Origin of the sequence: Acidocella sp. (assembly GCF_050253495.1) — a bacterium.
Taxonomy (GTDB): domain Bacteria; phylum Pseudomonadota; class Alphaproteobacteria; order Acetobacterales; family Acetobacteraceae; genus Acidocella.
Genome location: NZ_JBFWIX010000007.1, coordinates 13,612 through 28,908 on the forward strand (window position 1 = coordinate 13,612; position 15,297 = coordinate 28,908).

The following is a 15,297-nucleotide window of genomic DNA, read 5'->3' on the forward strand; positions in this document are numbered from 1 at the left end:
AGAGAACAGAATATCATCCACCCGATGCCGCACGCGCCCGACCAACAGAAACGCTGAACCAGAAGGAGGTCATAATCCCAGGCTTGTTCAGGGGTTCCTTAACATCAGAAACAGGGGGTTTTATGAAAATTCTTGCAACGGCGATGGTCGCCACCATGCTGGCTGGCGTGTCGGTGCCGGCTCTGGCCGAGAGCTCGACGCTGACCTTGGCCCGGTTGCCCGGCTTGCCGCATCTGCCGATGATCATCATGCAGCAGCAGCATCTGGTCGAGAAGCAGCTGGCGGCCGAGGGGCTCTCAGATACCAAGGTGAAATGGATGGTGATGGCCGGCTCCGCGCAGACGGATGCGTTGATTTCCGGCAACGTCAATATCACCAGTTTCGGTGTTACCAACCTGGCGTCGGTCTGGGCGGCGACAGGCGGGCGGGTGAAGGCGATTGCGGCTGAGGATTCCGTCATCAATTATCTCGTTACCACCGACCCGAAGGTGAAATCCATCAAGGATCTGACAGCGGCGGATAAGATCGCGGTGCCGTCGATCCTGGTGTCGCCGCAGGCGATCATGCTGAAGATGGCGGCTGAAAAAGCCTATGGAGACAGCAAGAAGCTCGACGCGCTGACGGTGGCGATGGAGCCGGCGGATGCGACGCTGGCACTGCTCTCGGGCTCAGGCACGGTGAACACGCATTTCAGCGTGCCGCCCTACCAGGAGATCGAAATGGCGGACCCGAAGGTGCATGTGGTGACCTCGTCCTACGACATCATGGGCTCGAAGCCGTCGACGGTCGTGGTGCTGGGCGCAACTAAGAGCTTCTACGACGCCAATCCGAAGATCATCCATGCCGTGCTCTCGGCCCTGACCGAGGCCGATGACTTCATCAAGGCGCACCCGGAGGAGGCTGCGAAGCTGTATCTGGAAGACGCGCACGATACCAAGACCAAGCCGGCGTTGATCGTCTCCATCCTGAAGGACCCGAAGATGATTTATACCCGCACGCCGCAGAACATCATGAGCTTCGTCGGCTTCATGTACAAAATCGGGCAGATCAATCGCAAACCTGATTCTTGGAAGGATCTGTTCTTCCCCGTCGGCCAGCTCGCCGATGGCAGCTGAACTGCCATACGACGATATTTTGAACGCGAATAGGAAGGAAATATAACCATGAGCAATAAATATTATGACACCACGGACGCGGATTTTCGCAAGCAGATGGCCAAGTTGGCGCCGGAGGATTTCAAGGCCTGGATGACGCTGAATGCCATCCCTGGCCAGTCCCATGGCGTGATTCCGCCGAAGGTGCGCGAGATGATCGCGATTGCTGTCGCCCATGCCACCGGCTGTCCCTACTGCATCGAATCGCATGTCACCAAGGGGAAGGCGGTTGGTGTCACCAAGGCGGAAGTGGCCGAGGCGGTGCTGATTTCGGCGGCCCTCTGCGCCGGTGCGGCGGCGGCCCATGGTGGCCTGGCGATGAAATTTTACGGCGACGAATAAAACTTCGACACCCATTCAGGTTGCGGCGGCCGGGCCCATGGCCGCTGTGGCGACGACCCCAGAGACTGGCCGTCTCACCGAAGATCGAGGATAACCATGAGAGTTTCCGTTTTTGACATGATCACCATGCAGCATCTCTGGAGCACGCCGGAGACGCGCCGCATTTTCAGCGAGAAGAACCGGCTGCAGAAATGGCTGGATTTTGAAGTGGCGCTGGCCGCGACCCAGGCGAAGCTGGGCATCATCCCGGCGGCGGCGGCACAGGCGATTGCGGCGGCGGGGGATATCGAGTTGATCGATATCGAAGCGGTGGCGGAGGAGGTGCGGCGGGTGAAGCATACGCTGGTGCCGCTGCTCAAAGGCATGCAGAAAAACCTCAGTAAGGAAGCGGCGGAATATCTGCATTACGGTGCCACCACACAGGATGTGGTGGATACCGGGCTGGTGCTGCAATTGCGTGAGGCGGATGCGGTCTATCGGCGCGATCTGGCGGTGATCGGGCGGGAGCTCGTGCGTCTGTCGAAAGCGCATCGCGATACGGTGATGGTCGGGCGTACCCACGGGGTACAGGCGCTGCCGATCACGTTTGGGCATAAATGCGCAATCTGGCTGGATGAATTGTCGCGTCACGCGACAAGGCTGGACCAGGCCGGAGCGCGTGTGTTCGTGATCATGCTAGTCGGCGCGGTCGGCACGCAGGCGAGCTATGGCGCGAGCGCCACCGAGATCGAGGCCGGTACGGCGGCGCGGTTGGGGCTGGGCGCCACCGAGATCAGCTGGGCCCCGGCGCGAGACCGCATTGCCGAATATATAATGGTCCTGGCCATGATTTCCGCGACGCTGGGCAAGATCGGTAATGAGCTGTTCAATCTCCAGAGCAATGAATTCGCCGAAGTGGAGGAAGGGTTCTCCGAAGGCAAGCTCGGTTCTTCGACAATGCCGCATAAGCGCAACCCGGTGGCGGCTGAGAATGTCGCCATGCTGTCGCGCAGCGTGCGCCAGTCCGCAAGCATGATGCTGGAGGCGATGGTGCAGGAGCATGAGCGCGACGGAATTGCCTGGAAATCCGAATGGAAGGCGGTGCCGGAAGCCTGCCTAGTCGCGGGCGCGATTATGTTCCAGGCGGGAGCCCTGTTGAAGGGGCTGCGCATTGATAAGCTGGCAATGGAGCGCAACATCAAGCTGATGAAGGGCTATCTTCTCTCCGAGCGGGTGATGTTGGAGCTGGGCGAGCGCGTCGGCAAGAATACCGCGCATGAATGGCTCTACGAAGCTTCGATGACCGGGATCGAGAAGGGCCAGAGCTTCGATGCCGCGCTGGCGGCGCATCCGCACATCGCCAACGCCTTTTCGGCGGAGGAGATCGAGCGCCTGACCCAGCCCGGCGATTATCTCGGCATGACCGGTGCCAGTATCGACCGCGTGGTGGCGCGCGAGGAAGCCGCCCCCTGGCTTCAGGTCCAATGAAGGAGGAGGCGATGACCCTACCTGATCTCGTTGATGCAGCCTGGCTGAAGGCGGAAATTGGGGCACCGGATCTCGTGCTGCTGGATGCCAGCTGGTACATGCCGGCGGATGCGCGCGACCCGCAGGCGGAGTTTCTGCAGGCCCATATCGCTGGCGCGCAGCGTTTCGATTTCGATAAGGAGATCGCGGATACCAGCTCTTCCTTGCCGCATATGCTGCCCACGCCGGCATCGTTTCAGCAGGCGCTGCGCGCCCTGGGCGTTAGTATGGCAAGTCGGGTGGTGGTTTATGACACTGCCGGAATTTTCGCGGCACCGCGCGCCTGGTGGATGCTGAAAGTGATGGGCCATGAGGCGGTGACGGTGCTGGATGGCGGGCTGCCGGCTTGGCAGGCGGTGGGGGGCGCAGTGGTCGCCGGCCCGGCCATGCGCGTGCCGGACGGCGATTTCGTGGCCCGGCCCAACCCAGTGCGCCTGGCCGATAGCGCCCAGCTTCTGGCCGCGTTGAACCAGGCCGAGATTGTCGATGCCAGGGCGGCGGCGCGTTTCGCCGGCACCCAGCCGGAGCCGCGCCAGGGGCTGCGCTCCGGCCATATGCCGGGGGCGCGCAATCTGCCCTTCGGTGAGATCCTGCAGGGCGGACGCTATCGGCCAGCCAGGGAGATCAAAGCGTTGTTCGCCAAGGCGGGCATTACCGGCGCGGCGCCGATCATCGCCAGCTGCGGCTCCGGGGTGACCGCCTCGGTCCTGGCGCTAGGGGCCGAGCTTGCCGGGCTGGGGCCGATTGCGGTGTATGACGGCTCCTGGTCCGAATGGGGGCAGGAGAGCCGGGCAGAGCTGCCGGTTGTAACTGGTGCGGTGCCAGCATGAACAGCATTCTGCCGCTTGTCACCGAGGCCGAGCTGGCGCCGTTGGCCCGCTACCTCGCCGAATGGCGCAATGACGAAGATCCGGCGCTGGCCGCTCGGCTATTCGCCTCAATGCTGGATTATGGCACCGCTTTGTTGGCCGGCACCGGGCATGAAGCCTTTCCCGCCTTCTGCGCGGCGCTGGTGCGGACGGATGAATCCGGTCCGGCGCAGGTGGCGGGGCAGGGTGGGCGGTATCCTGTCGAGGCGGCGGCGGCGGCGAATGCCGCCATCGCCCATCTCTGGGAGGTGGATGACACGCACCGGCTCTCCACTAGCCATCCCGGCATCACCGTGGTGCCGGCGGTGATGGCGCTGGCGCAGGCCTATCCGGCGCGCCGGGGCGAGGCGGGTGCGGCGGTGGTCGCAGGGTTCGAGGCGGTCATGCGTGTGGGGTCGCATCTGGGAGCGTCGCATTATGCGCTCAACCATACCACCGCGACGGCGGGTTGCTTTGGCGCGGCGGCGGCGGCATCGCGTTATCTGGGGCTGGATGCGGCGGGAATGCTTTCCGCCTTCGGCCATGCCGGCACCCAGGCTGCCGGGTTATGGCAGATGCTCGATGACGGCACTGCCGCCGCCAAGGGCTTCCATGCCGCCATCGCAGTGCGCAACGGTCTGGCTGCGGCCTTCATGGCTCTGGCCGGCCTGCCCGGGGCGCCGCGCATCCTGGAAGGGCGGCGGGGCATGCGTGCCGCCTGGCATCTACGCGACTGCGACCCGGCTTGGCTAATGCCTGGCGGTCGGCCGCTGATCCATGATGTCACCATCAAAGGCTGGCCGACTTGCGGGCAGACCCACACCGCGCTGGATTGCGCCCGGGCGCTGGCACCGCAAGCCGGCGGGGCGGCGGCGATCCGGACGGTTCTGGTCGAGCTGCCGACACAGGCGATGCAGATTGCCGGGGTGCAGGCACCGCGCAATGTCTCGGAGGCGAAATTCTCCACCAGCTTCTGCATTGCCGCTGCTGCCGCCGGGCGCGCACCGGATTTCCTCGGCTTGACGCCTGCATTGGTCGCCGATCCGGCGTTGCAGGCGCTGGCTGAGCGCACGCAGGTGAGGGCAGATCCGCAATTCACCACCCGCTTCCCGGCCGAGCGGCCGGCGCGGGTGACGATCGAATGTGTCGACGGCAAAAGGCTGGTCGAGGAACGGGCCTTTCGCAATGGCGACCCGGAAGCGCCCTGGAGCGAGGCGCAGATGATCGCCCGCGCGCATGACATTCTGCATCTGGCCAAAGGTCCGGTCGATGTGGACGCGCTAGTGGCCTGGGCGCGGAGCTTCCCCGAGCAAGGGGCGTCGGAAGGGCTGTATCAGGCGCTGTGGGGCTGAAGGCGGCTGGTTGATCTCGGTTATTCACTCTTGGCCTTCCGGCCAGGGTCAAACCCCGGTCGGCGTCAGAGTTCTTTGAAGGTGGTTCGGCGATGGATCTGGATAATTCGGTAAATCTGGCGGCACGGCTGGCACAGGTGCTGGGGCCGGAATCGGTGCTCACCGCAGCGGCGGATCGGGAGCGGTTTCTGGTCGAGGAGCGGGGGCTATATCGCGGAGCAGCACGCATCGTCATCGTCCCGCGTGATGCGCAGGCGCTTTCCCGTGCGGTGGCGTTATGCGCCGATGCCGGGGTGGCGATGGTGCCGCAAGGCGGCAATACCGGGCTGGCCGGCGGCGCGGTTGCGGGAGCGGATGAGGTGCTGGTCTCGCTCTCGCGGCTGAACCGGATCCGGGAGATCGACCCGGTGAATTTCACCATCACCGTCGAGGCCGGAGTGATCCTCGCCGATCTCCAAGCGGCGGCGCACGAGGCCGGGTGCCTGTTTCCCCTCAGCCTGGGGGCGGAGGGAAGCTGTACCATCGGCGGCAATATCGCCAGCAACGCCGGTGGCGTCGGCGTTCTGCGTTACGGCAATACCAGGGAGCTGACGCTGGGGCTGGAAGTGGTGCTACCGGATGGTCAGCTCTGGAACGGCATGCGCCCGGTGCTGAAGGATAATAGCGGCTATTCGCTGAAAAACCTGTTCATCGGCAGCGAGGGTTCGCTGGGCATCGTCACCGCCGCAGTGCTGAAATTGTTTCCGCGCCCGCGCCAGATCGAAACCGCCTATTGCGCTCTGCCGAGTGTGGAGGCGGCGTTGACGCTGCTGGGCCTAGCCCGCCAGCGTAGCGGCGACATGGTCAGCGCCTTCGAGCTGATGTCGCAATTCAGCCTGTCGATCGTCACCCGCCATGCTGGCGGCCAGGCACCATTTGCCGTGCAAGCGCCGTGGTACGCGTTGATCGAACTCTCAACCTCGTGCGAGGGCGAGGAACTGCGCGGCCTGTTCGAGACTATTCTGGAAGAGGCCTATGCGCAGGAGCTGATCAGCGACGCCTTGATAGCCACCTCCAGCGAACAGTCGCGGAAATTATGGGCTCTGCGCGAAGGCATCCCGGAGGCGCAGAAGCGCGCCGGGGGCTCGATCAAGCATGATATTTCCGTGCCGGTTTCAAGCATTCCCGCTTTCATCGCCACGGCCGGCGCCGCAGTGGAGGAATATATGCCGGGGATCAGGCTTTGCGCGTTCGGCCATGTCGGCGATGGCAATATCCATTATAATTTCACCCAGCCGGAGGCGATGGAGAAGCAGGTATTCCTCTCCCATTGGCATGCGATCAATGATATTGTTCACCCCATTGCAATGCGGATGCACGGCTCGATTTCCGCTGAGCACGGCATCGGGTTGTTGAAAGCTGAGGAGATTATCCGGCATCGCGCGCCGGTAGAAGAGCAGCTGATGCGGGCGATCAAAACCGCAATCGACCCGCGCAATCTGATGAATCCCGGCAAGACGGTTTTGGCGTGAGCGGGATGAGGATCATCCCGCGCGTCGGGTTAGGAGGTTGAGAACAGAGATTGGGATCCAGATCCGTTCTCGCATCGATCACCATATTCAGAATGGCATCAGAAGCATTCCCAGCATCTGCCATCCGTCAACCAAGGAAGCGATTAAGCTCCTTGAACACCGCCTCGAACCTATTGAGAGACTCATCAACCATAGGTTCTTGGGCATCCAAAAGCTCCGGATGGCGAAGGAGCCATTCAGCAGGCAGGTAGTGATTGAACTCTGGAATGTCCGCAGGAAGCGTCCTACACAACGCCTCTACCTGCTTGACGATTCTCGGCGACCCATTACCAGCCGATTCAGCCTTTTCCACAGTGATCTCTGCGCCGTCATGAAGCCCAAGAGCTTGATTGACAAGTGCACAGTAAAACGTCGGATCGAACAAGTCTTCTATATCGCTTTCTGTCTTTCCTGTGAAATCAGTAGCCGTCAGTATCCGCCCCGATTTTAGAATCTGACTTTGCCGGAGACGTTCAACTTTGGATTTGTCACCAGAACCGTAATCGCAGAGTACGGAGATATTCAAATTGTTTCCCGAAAATAGGGAAGCAAATGACCACACCTTATCCAGTCCACCAGTTGGGCAGACGCTCCATTGCCGATCTAAAGCAACCCGCCCTCTAGTGTTCTGATCGGAAAGTAGTCTACATTCTGGCTAAACCTTAAACTTGGGGAGGCTAGGATGTCGAAGGGTCGTGCGGTTGCTGTCATGTTGGATGATGCTGAGCAAGCTGCCCTGACGGCTCTGATCCGCAAGCATGGAGCGCCACAGTCGGAGCCACACCATGGCGTCCGACATCTTTGATACCATGAGTTATACCATAAAAAAACAGTGCTTGGCGCTGCCCGAGAGTGCCAGACGATGCAAGGTTCTGAGACAAAAAAGCCCCTTTTTACAGGGGCTTATCGTTGATTTTATGCCGGTTTGTGCCAGCCTATGCCAGACGCGGGATCATTCCCACTCGATGGTGCCAGGGGGTTTGCTCGTGATGTCGTAGGTAACACGGTTGATACCCCGAACCTCATTTACGATGCGTCCGGCGACACGGCTTAGAAAAGTAATGTCAAATGGATAGACATCGGCTGTCATGCCGTCAGTGCTGGTGACGGCCCGCAGGGCGCAGACTTTATCATAAGTGCGGCCATCGCCCATCACTCCCACGGACTTCACCGGCAGCAGCACGGCAAAAGCTTGCCAAATGGCATCGTAAAGTCCGGCATTGCGGATTTCCTCCAAGTAAATCGCATCCGCCTTTTGCAACACAGCCACGGCTTCACGCGTGATCTCACCCAGCACGCGGATGGCAAGGCCCGGGCCAGGGAAGGGGTGGCGGCCAACAATGGTTTCAGGCAGTCCCAATTCCCGACCCAGCGCGCGGACCTCGTCCTTGAACAATTCGCGCAGAGGTTCAACCAGTTTCAGCTTCATATAATCAGGCAGGCCGCCGACATTATGGTGCGATTTGATGGTGACCGAAGGTCCCCCCAGGGCAGAGACTGATTCAATCACATCCGGATAGAGAGTGCCTTGAGCCAGGAACTCCGCGCCGCCAATCTTGGAGGCTTCTTCGTCGAACACGTCGATGAACAGCTTGCCGATGATTTTGCGCTTGCGTTCCGGATCGGTGACACCGGCCAGTTCACCCAGAAACAGATCCGAGGCGTCGCGGTGGATCAGTTTGATGTTGAAGCGGTCACGGAAGACTTTCACCACTTCGTCCGCCTCACCGGCACGCAGTAAGCCATGATCGACAAAAATACAGGTGAGTTGGTCGCCAATCGCCTCGTGGATCAGCGCCGCCGCCACGGAGGAATCAACCCCCCCCGAAAGGCCGCAAATTACCCGGCCGGAGCCGACCTGGGTGCGGATCTTTTCAATCTCCGATTCACGGAAGCGCGCCATCGTCCAGTCACCGCTCAGGCCACAGACCTTATGGGTGAAATTACGGATCAATTGAGCGCCATGCGGGGTGTGCACCACCTCCGGATGGAACATCATGCCGTAATATTTGCGCTCATCATTGGCGATGAGTGCATAAGGAGCGCCTTCCGAGACCGCGACGGTTCTAAAACCCGGCGGAGGCGCGGAAATATGGTCGCCATGAGACATCCAGACCTGCTCGCGCGCGCCGACACTCCAAGCGCCCTCGAACAGTTCGCATTCAGCCACAACATCGACCATGGCCCGGCCGAATTCGCGGATTTCAGCCCCCTTGGCTTCGCCGCCCAGCTGCACGCACATGCACATCTGGCCATAGCAGATACCCAGAACAGGCAGCTTGCTCTCGAATACCCAATCCGGGGCGCGCGGGCTTCCCTCTTCGGCCACGCTGGCCGGTCCACCGGAGAGGATGATGCCGGCGGCATTGAAGTCGCGCATACGCTGCACATCTGCGTTAAAGGGGAGAATCTCGCAGTAAACCCCACTTTCGCGCACACGCCGTGCGATCAACTGGGTCACTTGGCTGCCGAAATCCAGGATTAGAATTTTTTGCTGGCTCATGTGCCCAACTAGAGCGGCGAGCTTGCTTTTGCAACAGAGGCCTTAAGCGTCCACGTCCAGCAGAGTGGTGATCGGATCCCAGGAAAATGCCGTTTGTGGAATATCCTCGTCGCCGACCTTGGTGGTACCGCTGGCGATCTGCTTGCCACCCAAATGCTGATAAAAATAGCGGGACGGGTTCTGGCTCAAAACCCAGGCAAAAGCCGAGCGGCAACCAAGTTGAGCCAAGTGCTTGGCCGAGGCGCGCAACAATTGTCCGCCCAGCCCGCGCTCCCGGTAATCGTCGAGTACGTAGAGTGTTTCCACCTCGCCTTCACCCAAGCTTGGGTCCCGGCAGCGCACGGCGGATGAAAACCCCAAAATCGGAGGGCCACCGCGCACCCCATAACTGGCCGCGACATGCAGCCCAAGTCCAAGCCGGATGCCATGTTCATAATAGCCAGCCAAGCGGGAGACCGAGAGATTGGCCAGATAATCGTCGGGCAAGAGGTTTGCATAGGCGCTGCGCCAAGTCGCGACATGAACAGCAGCGATAAAACTGGCATCGGACAATCTGGCGCGGCGGATGGAAATCAACTGCGCCGCACCATCACGGCGGCAAAAAAGCCATCCGTGCCATTTCGAGCGGGAGAGAGGCGCAACACGGCGCTCCCGCGCAGCGCTTCCGGCGCTTCCAGGGGCAGGGGGGTAAATTCAGGATGACGCGCCATGAACGCCTCCGTCTGTGCCTCATTCTCATCTTGCAGCACGGAGCAGGTGGCGTAAACCAACTTCCCGCCCGGTTTTACCAATTTTTGCGCCCGGTCTAGGATTTCCGCTTGTTTAAAGGTGAGTTCGGTAAGGTCCCGCTCGCTCAGGTGCAGGCGCGCATCGGGGTTGCGGCGCCATGTTCCGGTGCCGGTGCAAGGCGCATCCACTAGCACGCGGTCGAATTTACCTGTCTGCCGTTTCACCCATTTGTCGCCTGATTCCAGCAAGTGCTGCTCGGCATTGTGCACGCCTGCGCGGCGTAGCCGCTTGATGGCTCCCTCCAGCCTTGGCGCGGAGACATCGCAGGCGATAATATGGCCTTTATTGCCCATGCCCATGGCGATTGCCAATGTTTTGCCACCCGCTCCGGCGCAAAAGTCGGCCACCCTCATGCCAGGCTGGGCATCCACGGCCAGGGCGATGAGCTGGCTACCCTCATCTTGAATCTCCACCAGCCCTTCCTGGAAAGCTTTGCCGGTGGTCACGGATTGGCGGTTTGTCAGTCTTAGCCCCCAAGGGGAATATTGGGTGCGCTCGGCTTTCAGCCCTTCCGCGGCCAAGGCGCGCAAAGCGCTGTCACGGTCGGTCTTCAGCAGGTTCACACGTAAATCAAGTGGAGCGGGCTCATTCATGGCCGCCATCTCGGCTGCCAGGGCGGGGCCGAATTGAGCGTGCAATTTGGGCAAGATCCAGTCGGGAATTTCGAACTTCACCGGCTCTGGCATGTCCGGGTGTTCCAGCGTGCGGGTGGAGAGCTTCTCCAGCAGCGCCATTTCGGCGGGGGTCAGTGGCGGTGGGCCATAACGGCCGGAAATAAAGGCGCTGGCGATCTTGTTGGGTGTTTGACCCGAAAACAGCGCTTGCAGGGCCAGCAAGAGGCGAGCCGTTTGTGGAGCATGGGCATAATCCAGCCACCAGCCGAGATGCCGGCGCGTGCGTATCACTCCCCAGACCAAGGCGGAAACAGCCCGTCTGTCGCCGCCGCCGATGAAGCGGCGGGTGCGAAAAAAATGATTTGCCACCGCGTCGGCGGGGCGTGGGTCTGCTTCGATAAGGCTGAGCAGGTCAATGGCGGCGGCGAGTTGTCCGGCAGGGGTCATGGCGCACCCGTTGCGGATGCGGGGCGCAGCGTCAAGAGCCTGGCGGTTGAGGAAAATTGGCGCCCCCGGCAGGACTCGAACCTGCATAAACGAACTTAGAAGGATCGGAGCTTATCCAGTTAGCCAACGGGGGCGAGGGCCAAGCGGGTCATATCATGGCTCGGTAAAACTGCAAGAATCGACGGTTCATCAAGCCGCGCAACACATTTACGTGACAGCCCTATGCTGGTGAGAAGTGTTACGTTAGAAAATTTGGTGGGAGCTTGATTGCTGGATCAGTTGAGGAGTGGCGCCCAGAGGGCCAAGGGGGATTGAACCATGCAAGCTATTCATTTTTATGATAAATTTTCAGAAAAATTGAAATGTGTCAGAGGCGATCATCGGGCTGTGACCTCGATTGAATATGCCGTGATCGCCTTGATCATCGTCGCCGCGATTGTCGGGGGGATCAGCAGTATAGGCAAAGAGGTCGCGACGCCCTTTAATCAGGTCGCTTCGGAGTTGTAGCCCCGTGCATGGTTAAGCTGACTTTGGGTGTTAATTATAAAAACTTTTGTTAACGATAATCAAATAATGACTGGTTAATTAAAATTTTGAAGCGAGCGTGTGTCAATAAAGTTTAGACACTCACCCGCCAAAGATTTGTATAAATTTTAAGACCGTGGAGCGGCGGCGAAACTGTGTGATTTATGTTTCATCACGCTTAATTGTTTTGTATACGGGCAAACTATATTTGACAGAATATACTGATTTCTATGTATTAAACATGTCCGGAATACGCGGATGGGGTAGCATTCAGCGGTTGCAAGGGCATCTGCCGTGACGATCTCTGGTGGTGTTGGCCGATCCTGCTGTTGGATTAATGTTTTGAAAGGGTTTCCTCGTGCTCGTGAACTTTGTCCGTACCGCCATTGCTCAGAAGTTTGCTCAGTTCAATGTCGACAAGCGTGCCGTCACCGCCATTGAGTATGGTCTGATCGCCGCTCTGATCGCCGTGGTGATCATTGCCGCCGTGAGCCAGCTTGGTACTCACATCTCCAGCACCTTCAATACGGTTGCTTCTGAACTGTAATTTCTGTTCTTTAAGAAATTCTAGCGGCTGGCCGGTTTTCCGGCCGGCCGTGTTGGCGTCCGTGGTCTTTGCTGATCATGTCGGGCGATTAGGCGCTGTTTCTGTGAATATTTCTTTTGCAAGCAGTGGCATTAGAGCTAACGATACGCATCAGATGGGCGATTCGATGATCTGATGATAATTCATTTGATTCTAATCATTCCTGTTGCAGGATTCGTCGGGTTAACGAAGACCGAATCGGTGAGAGGGATGCGTGGCATGTTTGTGAGCGGCCGTGAAGTGACGAGGTGTGTGTGACCCTGTTATTGGCCAGCCTCTCCCTGTTTTTGCTTCTCTACGCGGCGCTACATGATTTCGCCGCCAGGACGGTTCCGAATTGGGTGTCGGGTGGGGTGTTCCTGTGTGGCGTGGCGCTTCGGGGGCTCGACCATAATTTGCTTCCCTCGCTGGGGGCGGCCGCCATCATATTCATTCTTCTTTTTGGTATTTGGGCCGCGGGCTTGATGGGCGGCGGCGATGTGAAGCTTTGGGCGGCTTCCTCATTGCTCATTCAGCCTTCGTGGCAGATGGAACTTCTATCTGTTGCCCATGTCATGCTTTTGGGGGGAGGATTGGCAATTTTTTATTTGTTGCTCTCTTTCCTGGTGCGCCGTCCCGTGGTGTCGAATGCAGGGTCTTGTTTACGCCGCTGTCTGCGGGCGGAACAATGGCGCGTCGCGCGTCGCGGGCCTCTTCCTTATGCGGTTGCCATCTCGGGCGGTACGTTGATGGTCATGTTGCCGCGCGTTCTCCAGTCATAGGTTGAATCATGGTCTTCCGTCTCGGCATTTTCGTCGTTTTGATCGCTGCCTTGGTTGCCGTGGTGGTGTTTGGCTATTCGATTCTCAATCAAGGGCAGAAGAAACCCGTCGCCGCCGCGCCGCCGCCGACCGAGCAAATTCTCGTCGCGGCGGGGCCCCTCTCTGGTGGGGCGCTCATTCGCCCCTCGAATATAGGCAATCAGTCGGTTTTGAGTGCGAACGCTCCGGCGGGTGCGATTCTGGATACGCCGCAAAACCGCGCGTCCCTGGTTGGCGCGATGGTCCGGGCGGCATTGACCCAAGGCGCGCCCATTACCGATGACAAGGTCATTCACCCAGGCGACCATGGTTTCCTGGCCGCGGTCCTTTCGCCTGGCATGCGGGCGGTTACAGTCGCTGTGGATAATGTTACTGGAGCCGATGGTCTGATCTGGCCGGGAGACAGGGTTGATGTGCTGCTGACCCAGGCGATTCCGGGTGCGCCGGATGCCAAGCGTATTGCCGCCGAAGTGGTGCTGAGCGACGTTCGCGTGATCGCCACCGGCACGGAGTTGATCAAGGGTACGAGCAATAACAATGACGGTAACAGCAAGCCGGCCTCGACAGTCACTTTGGAAGTGACGCAGGAGCAGGCGGCTCGCTGTTTGGTGGCCGTCAATCTCGGGAAGCTTTCCCTTATCGTGCATTCAGCGCAAACAGCGTCCATGCCGGGTAAGACGGCGCCGGCATCCATACCCGCGCCTGTATGGGCTGGGCAAGTCTCTCCGGCCCTTGGGGCGGCCCAGCCGCCGCAGCAGCCGGTTACGACGGTCAATGTGATTTCTTCAGGCGCCTCCGGGGAGTTCAAGTTCTGATGCGCAGCTTTTTTGCTTTTCCGGTACTGGCGCTGTTCACGGCCGTTCCGCTCGCGGCCGCGCATGCGGCAAACAATGGCGGCGACAGCCCGCAAGGCCAGTTTACACCCCAGCAGAATTCTTCCGCCTCGGAGCAGCCGGCGCAAGTCATACCCCCCGCTTATTACGGCGGGTTGTCCATCGCAAAGGGGCAGGGCAAGCTGGTCAAGCTTCCACGTCCAGTCGCCAATTTGTTCGTGGCGGACGACAGCATCGCCTCAGTCCGCCCGGCTAGCCCCGGCACCATGTTCGTGTTCGGTAAATCCCCTGGCGAGACTGATGTGGTGGCTACAGATGCCTCCGGCAACAGGATTGCGCAATATTCAATTACGGTGAATCCATCACAATATAGTGATCATCGTGTTGACAGCCAAGCCAGGGTCACAGCGCCTGGCGGTGGGGTCACGGCGGAGTCCGAACCAGGGGGCATGATCGTCCACGGTACGGTCAAGAGCGCCGAGGAAGCCGACCGCGTGATCAATCAGGCAAAGCTTATTTCGCCCAACGGCAAGGTTACGAACGACCTCACGGTACAGCAGCCCATCCAGGTCGAGTTGAAGGTCCGTATCGCGCAAATGTCCAGGCAAGTCACGCGCGAGCTTGGCATCAACTGGAGCAATGTTGGCTCTTCCGCGATTTCAATTGGAAAATTCGCCATTACGGGCACCACGGCGTCGGCGCCAAGTTCATTGTCGACGGCCACGGCCGGCAGTTTGGGGGTCACGTTTCCAGGTGGGACATTCGAGGGAGTGATCGATGCCCTGGCCACGGATAATCTCGCCCATATCCTGGCCGAGCCAACCTTGACCACGCTTTCTGGCACGCAGGCCGATTTTCAGGTGGGTGGGCAGTTTCCCGTGCCTGTGTCGAGTGGCACTAGCAGTGGCACCTCGACAACGGTCACCTTCAAAAATTACGGTGTCTTGCTGTCGTTCATTCCGACTGTTTTTTCTGATGGGCGCATTGCTTTGCAGGTCTCTCCGCAAATCAGCACGATCGATAGTTCAAATTCAGCTACGATTAGCTCAGGCGCCAGCTCTGAGAGTTATGCCGTCCCTTCTCTCGATGTTACCGCCGCGTCGAGTACGGTGATTCTCGGCTCCGGGCAGGGGATGGCCATTGCCGGATTGCTGGAGGATACCACCAACCAAGTGAGCAATGGCATTCCCGGCTTGTCGGAAATTCCCATCCTGGGGGCCTTGTTTCGCGGTAACGCCTTCCAGCGTGAGCAGCAGGAGCTGGTCATCACCGTCACGCCCTATATCGTGAAACCCGTCAATAACCCGAACTCCATTGCCTCGCCGGACGATGGTTGGTCACCGCCGAATGACCTGCAGCGTATTTTGCTTTTGCGCAATAACGGGACCAACGTGGCCAAGGCCAGCATTCCTGGCGATGCCGGGTTTATCGTACAGTAAAGGAACAAA

Annotated in this window: 15 protein-coding genes and 1 tRNA gene; 11 read left to right on the plus strand and 5 right to left on the minus strand. The window is 59.6% G+C overall.

Annotation, left to right across the window (positions count from 1 at the left end):
• Positions 1-122 precede the first annotated feature (122 nt).
• The 6 genes from AB7D48_RS07335 to AB7D48_RS07360 all read left to right on the plus strand — a co-directional run bounded on the left by AB7D48_RS07335 (position 123) and on the right by AB7D48_RS07360 (position 6,713).
• Positions 123-1,115 carry an ABC transporter substrate-binding protein gene (locus AB7D48_RS07335; RefSeq protein ID WP_427977129.1) on the plus strand — a complete coding sequence of 331 codons (993 nt, stop codon included), beginning with the start codon at positions 123-125 and terminating at the stop codon, positions 1,113-1,115.
• Between the two features lie 48 nt (positions 1,116-1,163).
• On the plus strand, positions 1,164-1,496 hold the full coding sequence (locus AB7D48_RS07340; protein ID WP_427977132.1) for a carboxymuconolactone decarboxylase family protein: 333 nt from the start codon (positions 1,164-1,166) through the stop codon (positions 1,494-1,496).
• Positions 1,497-1,592: 96 nt separating this feature from the next.
• The gene (gene purB, locus AB7D48_RS07345) at positions 1,593-2,963 is read left to right on the plus strand and encodes an adenylosuccinate lyase (RefSeq protein WP_427977134.1); all 1,371 of its coding nucleotides are present in this window, start codon (positions 1,593-1,595) and stop codon (positions 2,961-2,963) included.
• Positions 2,964-2,974: 11 nt separating this feature from the next.
• Positions 2,975-3,832 (plus strand): 3-mercaptopyruvate sulfurtransferase, encoded by an 858-nt coding sequence (gene sseA, locus AB7D48_RS07350; RefSeq protein ID WP_427977137.1) that lies wholly within the window; start codon positions 2,975-2,977, stop codon positions 3,830-3,832.
• A complete protein-coding gene (locus AB7D48_RS07355) occupies positions 3,829-5,202 on the plus strand; it encodes an MmgE/PrpD family protein (protein ID WP_427977139.1) in 1,374 nt (457 codons plus the stop codon). Before sseA ends, AB7D48_RS07355 begins: the two co-directional genes overlap by 4 nt.
• 92 nt (positions 5,203-5,294) lie before the next feature.
• Positions 5,295-6,713: an FAD-binding oxidoreductase gene (locus AB7D48_RS07360; RefSeq protein ID WP_427977142.1), complete on the plus strand. Its 1,419-nt coding sequence runs from the start codon at positions 5,295-5,297 to the stop codon at positions 6,711-6,713.
• A 127-nt stretch (positions 6,714-6,840) separates the two neighbouring features.
• On the opposite strand, the gene AB7D48_RS07365 is transcribed toward AB7D48_RS07360, so the two are convergent.
• The 5 genes from AB7D48_RS07365 to AB7D48_RS07385 all read right to left on the minus strand — a co-directional run bounded on the left by AB7D48_RS07365 (position 6,841) and on the right by AB7D48_RS07385 (position 11,239).
• Positions 6,841-7,278, minus strand: a complete 438-nt coding sequence (locus AB7D48_RS07365) for a hypothetical protein (protein WP_427977144.1) — start codon at positions 7,276-7,278, stop codon at positions 6,841-6,843.
• A gap of 426 nt (positions 7,279-7,704) precedes the next feature.
• On the minus strand, positions 7,705-9,255 hold the full coding sequence (guaA, locus tag AB7D48_RS07370; protein WP_427977147.1) for a glutamine-hydrolyzing GMP synthase: 1,551 nt from the start codon (positions 9,253-9,255) through the stop codon (positions 7,705-7,707).
• A 42-nt stretch (positions 9,256-9,297) separates the two neighbouring features.
• Positions 9,298-9,831, minus strand: coding sequence for an N-acetyltransferase family protein (locus AB7D48_RS07375; RefSeq protein ID WP_427977149.1), 534 nt, complete (start codon positions 9,829-9,831; stop codon positions 9,298-9,300).
• Positions 9,828-11,105 carry an RsmB/NOP family class I SAM-dependent RNA methyltransferase gene (locus AB7D48_RS07380; RefSeq protein ID WP_427977152.1) on the minus strand — a complete coding sequence of 426 codons (1,278 nt, stop codon included), beginning with the start codon at positions 11,103-11,105 and terminating at the stop codon, positions 9,828-9,830. Before AB7D48_RS07380 ends, AB7D48_RS07375 begins: the two co-directional genes overlap by 4 nt.
• 57 nt (positions 11,106-11,162) lie before the next feature.
• Positions 11,163-11,239 (minus strand) — tRNA-Arg (locus tag AB7D48_RS07385).
• A 184-nt stretch (positions 11,240-11,423) separates the two neighbouring features.
• Here AB7D48_RS07385 and AB7D48_RS07390 point away from each other — a divergent pair.
• From AB7D48_RS07390 to AB7D48_RS07410, 5 genes are all read left to right on the plus strand, one after another.
• Positions 11,424-11,612, plus strand: a complete 189-nt coding sequence (locus AB7D48_RS07390; RefSeq protein WP_427977155.1) for a Flp family type IVb pilin — start codon at positions 11,424-11,426, stop codon at positions 11,610-11,612.
• A gap of 382 nt (positions 11,613-11,994) precedes the next feature.
• Positions 11,995-12,177 carry a Flp family type IVb pilin gene (locus AB7D48_RS07395; protein WP_427977158.1) on the plus strand — a complete coding sequence of 61 codons (183 nt, stop codon included), beginning with the start codon at positions 11,995-11,997 and terminating at the stop codon, positions 12,175-12,177.
• Between the two features lie 293 nt (positions 12,178-12,470).
• Positions 12,471-12,977, plus strand: coding sequence for an A24 family peptidase (locus tag AB7D48_RS07400; protein ID WP_427977161.1), 507 nt, complete (start codon positions 12,471-12,473; stop codon positions 12,975-12,977).
• An 8-nt stretch (positions 12,978-12,985) separates the two neighbouring features.
• Positions 12,986-13,831, plus strand: a complete 846-nt coding sequence (gene cpaB, locus AB7D48_RS07405; RefSeq protein ID WP_427977163.1) for a Flp pilus assembly protein CpaB — start codon at positions 12,986-12,988, stop codon at positions 13,829-13,831.
• Positions 13,831-15,288, plus strand: a complete 1,458-nt coding sequence (locus tag AB7D48_RS07410; RefSeq protein ID WP_427977166.1) for a type II and III secretion system protein family protein — start codon at positions 13,831-13,833, stop codon at positions 15,286-15,288. Before cpaB ends, AB7D48_RS07410 begins: the two co-directional genes overlap by 1 nt.
• The last annotated feature ends 9 nt before the right edge of the window (positions 15,289-15,297 follow it).